3 protein-coding genes are annotated in these 4,973 nt (G+C 44.1%); 2 read left to right on the top strand and 1 reads right to left on the bottom strand.

All coding sequences use genetic code 11. The features are described from left to right. The first annotated feature begins 207 nt into the window (after positions 1-207). Both RLO19_RS24095 and RLO19_RS24090 read left to right on the top strand, forming a co-directional pair. Positions 208-1,389 carry an aldo/keto reductase gene (locus RLO19_RS24095; protein WP_446359935.1) on the top strand — a complete coding sequence of 394 codons (1,182 nt, stop codon included), beginning with the start codon at positions 208-210 and terminating at the stop codon, positions 1,387-1,389. 211 nt (positions 1,390-1,600) lie between these two features. Further along, positions 1,601-2,407, top strand: coding sequence for an EAL domain-containing protein (locus RLO19_RS24090; protein ID WP_446359934.1), 807 nt, complete (start codon positions 1,601-1,603; stop codon positions 2,405-2,407). 24 nt (positions 2,408-2,431) lie between these two features. Here RLO19_RS24090 and RLO19_RS24085 read toward each other — a convergent pair whose 3' ends face one another. Continuing rightward, positions 2,432-4,717: a CHASE2 domain-containing protein gene (locus tag RLO19_RS24085; RefSeq protein ID WP_446359933.1), complete on the bottom strand. Its 2,286-nt coding sequence runs from the start codon at positions 4,715-4,717 to the stop codon at positions 2,432-2,434. Between the last annotated feature and the right edge of the window lie 256 nt (positions 4,718-4,973).

Here is a 4,973-nt window from a genome sequence, read left to right as displayed (position 1 = left end):
AATGAACAATGGATAATGATCTCTCCTTAAAAGAAGAGGATTGAAATTAAGGAAAATCTTTTTTAATTTCTTCGTAAACGAAGAGGTCTTAGACCCAATTAATCAATTGTCAATTATCAATTATTAATTATCCATTGATAAAGGGGTTAGTCAACCCGGAGTTAGTTCACAGAATCTGGACTTCAGCGACTTCTAATCATACTTATGATGCAGTACAGACGATTTGGGCGTACCGAACTACAAATGCCAGTACTCTCCTGCGGCGGAATGCGATATCAATTTAAATGGAAAGATATGCCCGCCTGGTTAATTCCTAAAGATAATCAACAAAACTTAGACACAACGATTCGTCGAGGGATTGAAGTCGGCATTAATCATATTGAAACGGCGCGGGGTTACGGCACGTCAGAAATGCAGTTAGGCAAGATTTTGCCTAGATTTCTCCGTGACCAATTAATTGTCCAGACAAAAGTTAGTCCTAAATCAGATCCCAAAGAATTTCGGCGTCAGTTTGAACAATCATTGAAATTCCTGAAACTGGACTATGTTGATTTACTCGGACTCCATGGAATAAACACGCCTCAATTACTCCATGATAGCATTCGTCCTGGGGGCTGTCTGGATGTGGCTCGTCAGTTGCAAGCCCAAGGCAAAGTGCGGTTTATTGGCTTTTCTACCCACGGCGCTACTGATTTAATTATCAAAACGATTGAAACGGATCAGTTTGATTATGTAAATCTGCACTGGTACTACATCAATCAGTTTAATTGGTCGGCGATTGAAGCCGCCACCCGTCACGATATGGGCGTTTTTATTATTAGTCCGTCGGATAAAGGAGGAATGCTGTATAAACCGCCGCAACGGTTAGTTGAACTCTGTCAACCGTTGAGTCCAATAGTATTTAATGACTTATTTTGCCTTTCCCATCCCCAGGTACATACCTTAAGTTTAGGTGCATCCCGCCCCAGTGATTTTGATGAACACTTGAAAGCGGTTAAATTATTGGATCAGGTTGATGAAGTATTACCCCCCATTGTCGCACGATTAGAAGAAGCCGCGATCGCACGACTCGGTGAAGACTGGTTCAAAACCTGGCACATCGGTTTACCCAGCCACGAGGACACCCCTGGTGGAGTGAATATCCCGGTAATTTTGTGGCTGAGAAATTTAGCGATCGCCTATGATATGGTTGAATACGCTAAAATGCGTTACAACCTCTTAACCAATGCGGGACACTGGTTTCCGGGTGCTAAAGCCGATAAAATCGGAAAATTCAATCTTCAGCCATGTTTACACCGGAGTCCCCATGCTGATACAATTCCTACTTTACTGGAAGATGCGGATCAGCGCTTAGGAGGTGCAACTGTTAAACGCTTATCCCAACAATAACCTATAGCGATTCGACTTGAGTCGGCAGCATTTCGGTGAGTCAAAGGAACTCTTAACTGGCAACAGAAGATTTCCTAACTCATTTAGGATTGCGACATCAGTTTGTTTCTCCCCTCATTCACGCTTAATTGTTATCCCTACCTGTTCTATAACCACCTTTCTGGTAGCATTGGGGTAAACAGAAGCAGGTGGCAAATTGGAGGTGAAAAATGTGCGAGAAAATCTCTGTCAAGAATCAACCAGTAGTCAAGCATTACGAACTGCCCTTATAGAAGATCGTTTTTGCTTATACTTTCAACCGATTTTCCCTCTCCGTCAGGGTGAAAAAGAGGGTCATGTTCACAAGGAAATTTTAATCCGAATGGTGGGACAAGATGGCAGGATCATCCCACCCAACTATTTTCTTCCCTGTGCCGAAAAATCAGGATTAATGCCATCTATTGATCGTTGGGTTCTGGAATCATTTTTCAATGGCATTTACCACCCTAGCAAATGTATGGGCTGTTGGGCAAGGGATTATTATTGTGGGTGTATTATTGCATTTAACCTTTCCGGTTCCAGTGTTAACGATGACAGCTTTCTAAACTTTCTCGAAAATGCCGTGATCAACCATCCTGTTCCCCCCAGCAGTTTAGTCTTTGAGATTACCGAAACGGTAGCATTAGCCAACTTGGACAAAACCCGGAAATTTATCCAGCGCTTGCAAAACCTAGGTTGTCAGTTTGCCTTGGATGATTTTGGTACAGGTATGTCGAGTTTAGCCTATCTCAAGGAATTACCCTTAGATTTTGTCAAAATCGACGGTATGTTTGTGCGGGATGTAGTGTACAATCCCATCTCTGAAGCCATTGTCTCTGCTATTGTACAAATGGCTAAGGCGAAGCAAATTAAGACCATTGCCGAATACGTCGAAAATGTGGCAATTCTGGAACGATTGCAGGTGTTAGGTGTAGATTATGCCCAAGGGTTTTACTTAGGTAAACCTACCCCTATTCTCAAGGGAACGCCTATTTTTTAGGTAAATCATAAAATAGAGGAAATTCTATTTTATGTTCCCTGTTCCCTGTTCCTGACTTTCGTCCTGAAGTTGACGAAGTAATTTATAATGATTGGATAGCATCGTTTCTACATTCGGCGGTAAAAACGTAAAGTGAATATAAAAGTAATTCTTATCACTAGGTTTATCTAACACTTTGGCATAGATATCCTCACTCACCGAAATTAACCGATCATCAACAAGTAAATTAATCTTGATATTTGTCAAAGGAGCCATGACTTGTTCTGAGCGAATCTCGCCACCTTTGGCAGAAAGTTTTACTAAAGTTCCCCGAAAAAATAGATCACTGACATGCTTGCCATCCAAAAAAGTGTAGTGTAAAGGAATCGGCTCGACCAAGGGCATAAATTGTTCTTCAGGTTTAGTTAAAAACAAGAAGTAAGGTTTGCCGATTCCCCCCACTTCATAAATCGGAATAGGCTTGGGCAATCCCTTAGGTTGAACCCGCATCTTTCCATCAATTCTCACCCCAGATCCAGCCGCATTTAGAGTAGACTGAGAAATCAGAATTTGACTGTCTGTCGTATAGGATTCGATGCGATAGGCTAAATTAACCTGAGAGCCCACCACTCCATATTTCGTCCGTTTCGATGACCCAATATTTCCAACGATAACGTCTCCTGTATTAATACCAATGCCCATAGTCAACGGCGGTAAACCCAGAAGCTTCATGCGTTCATTTACAGATGTCATTGCCAACTGCATCGCCACTGCACAAGCAATCGCGCGGCGGGCGTCATCTTCACGAAGCGTCGGCGCACCAAAAAGAACTAAAATTCCATCCCCAAGAAACTCATCAATTGTGCCTTGGTATTGAGTAATAACATCCGTCATCGTGCCAAAATAAAAGTTGAGAATGTTCACCACCTCTTCTGGCGTTAAACGTTCAGTCAGGGCAGTAAACCCCCTTAAATCCGACGTTAAAATAGTAATCGTGCGCCGTTCACCACCGAGTTTAGCCCCTGAAGGGTTTTCTAAGACATTCGCAACAACTTCAGCGGTGAGATAGCGTCCAAAGGTTTCGCGGATTTTAGCCACTTGATGGGCAAGGTAACTGGTGATAGCCATCACTGAACCCGATAAAGCCAGCAGAGGCGGAACCACGGGAATCCACCATCCGATTAAAAACGCTCCATAACTACTACCCGCCACGATACCCCCTGCCAGGATCAGTCCTGAAAAGCGTTGTACAGATGCTTGTCGCTGGTTCACCTGATACCGTCCCTGCCAGGTTAAAATAGCGCCTACAGTAGACCAGAAAAAAATCCACAGGTTTTCTTGGAGTTGGGACCATGTTTGAACTAGAAAACGCCCTTGTAGCGCGGCACTCAGGATTTGACTGGTAAGATTGGCATGCAACTCTACTCCAGACATACGTTCGGGCAAAGCGAACCAACTGCTACTGTAGGGTGTAAAAATCCAGTCTTGGAAACTCTCACCCACAAAGCCGATCAGAATAATGCGATCGCGTCCCCAATCTGAAGGGATACGATCCTCAAGCAGATCATGCAATGAGATAGTCTCAAAGTGTTCCTTGCTACCTCGATAATTCAATAAGATTTGGTAGCCACCGTCATCCGTGCGGACATAACCCCCATCATTTTTTTTGAAGCGAGAAAACGTGCTTTTTCCTAACTGCCAGGTATTGGGTTCGCCTGGTATTGGTTGGGGGCTAATTCCTTGAGCATCAAGATAGAGAAGTGCTAGATAGAATCCGAAACTGGGAATCACATTTCCATTGGCATTTTCAACTTGTAAGAGTGCGCGTCGGACTTTAGTATCGGCATCAAAGATGACATCATTAGCGCCCACTTGCCCTTTCGCTTTCAACACTGGGGGGGCGGCGACAGCATCCTGACGCTTATCCCCAACCACTTTCTCAATCCCCACCAGATTGGGGGTTGTTTCAAAGATGCGAACTAATTCCTGATGACCCGGTTGTACGGGTAAATCCCGATAAACATCTAGACCAATAGCTTTAGGGTTATGAGTTTTGAGTTTAGCAATAGCTTGGGCATAAATCTGATCCGGAAGAATCGATCGAGAAAGTTGCCCAATTTTTTTCACGTCCGCCTCATCAATCCCCACGATCGCAATTCGCTGATCCAAGGGTTCAGAGGGACGCCAACGCATATATTGGTCATAAGCTGTCCATTCCCAATTTTGCAGCATCCCAGTCCACCGCAGGAGAATGATCAAAGCTGTAACCGTTGGGCTAACTATCCAAACGCCACGCCATTGCCAAAGCCACCGCTTACAGGATTTGTACATCTAAACTAATAGATTCTGAGTGGGATATATTCGACTAGCTGGAATTTAGAGGCTTAAATAACTGGTAGGGAATCCCCGTGCTTTCAGCTGGGGGAGGATGTCATACCAAGTTGCGTTCTATCATGTCTAGGAAGAGCGAAGCGTGACGCTTGCGCGATAGCGAGGAACGAGCGTCAGAATCTGGGCAGATGCTTCGCGTCACTCCGTTTCACTGCGTTTTGCTCAGCATGACAGATTCTACCTTAGACTGCAACTT

Origin of the sequence: Coleofasciculus sp. G2-EDA-02, assembly GCF_040226375.1 — a bacterium.
Taxonomy (GTDB): domain Bacteria; phylum Cyanobacteriota; class Cyanobacteriia; order Cyanobacteriales; family Coleofasciculaceae; genus Coleofasciculus.
The sequence above is the reverse complement of the archived record's forward strand: the minus strand, read 5'-3'. Positions and strand labels throughout refer to the sequence as shown.

Excerpts from the sequence above, each read along its gene's own strand:
- RLO19_RS24095 (WP_446359935.1), top strand. The coding sequence starts at position 208 with ATGCAGTACAGACGATTTGGGCGTACCGAACTACAAATGCCAGTACTC.
- RLO19_RS24085 (WP_446359933.1), bottom strand. The coding sequence starts at position 4,717 with ATGTACAAATCCTGTAAGCGGTGGCTTTGGCAATGGCGTGGCGTTTGG.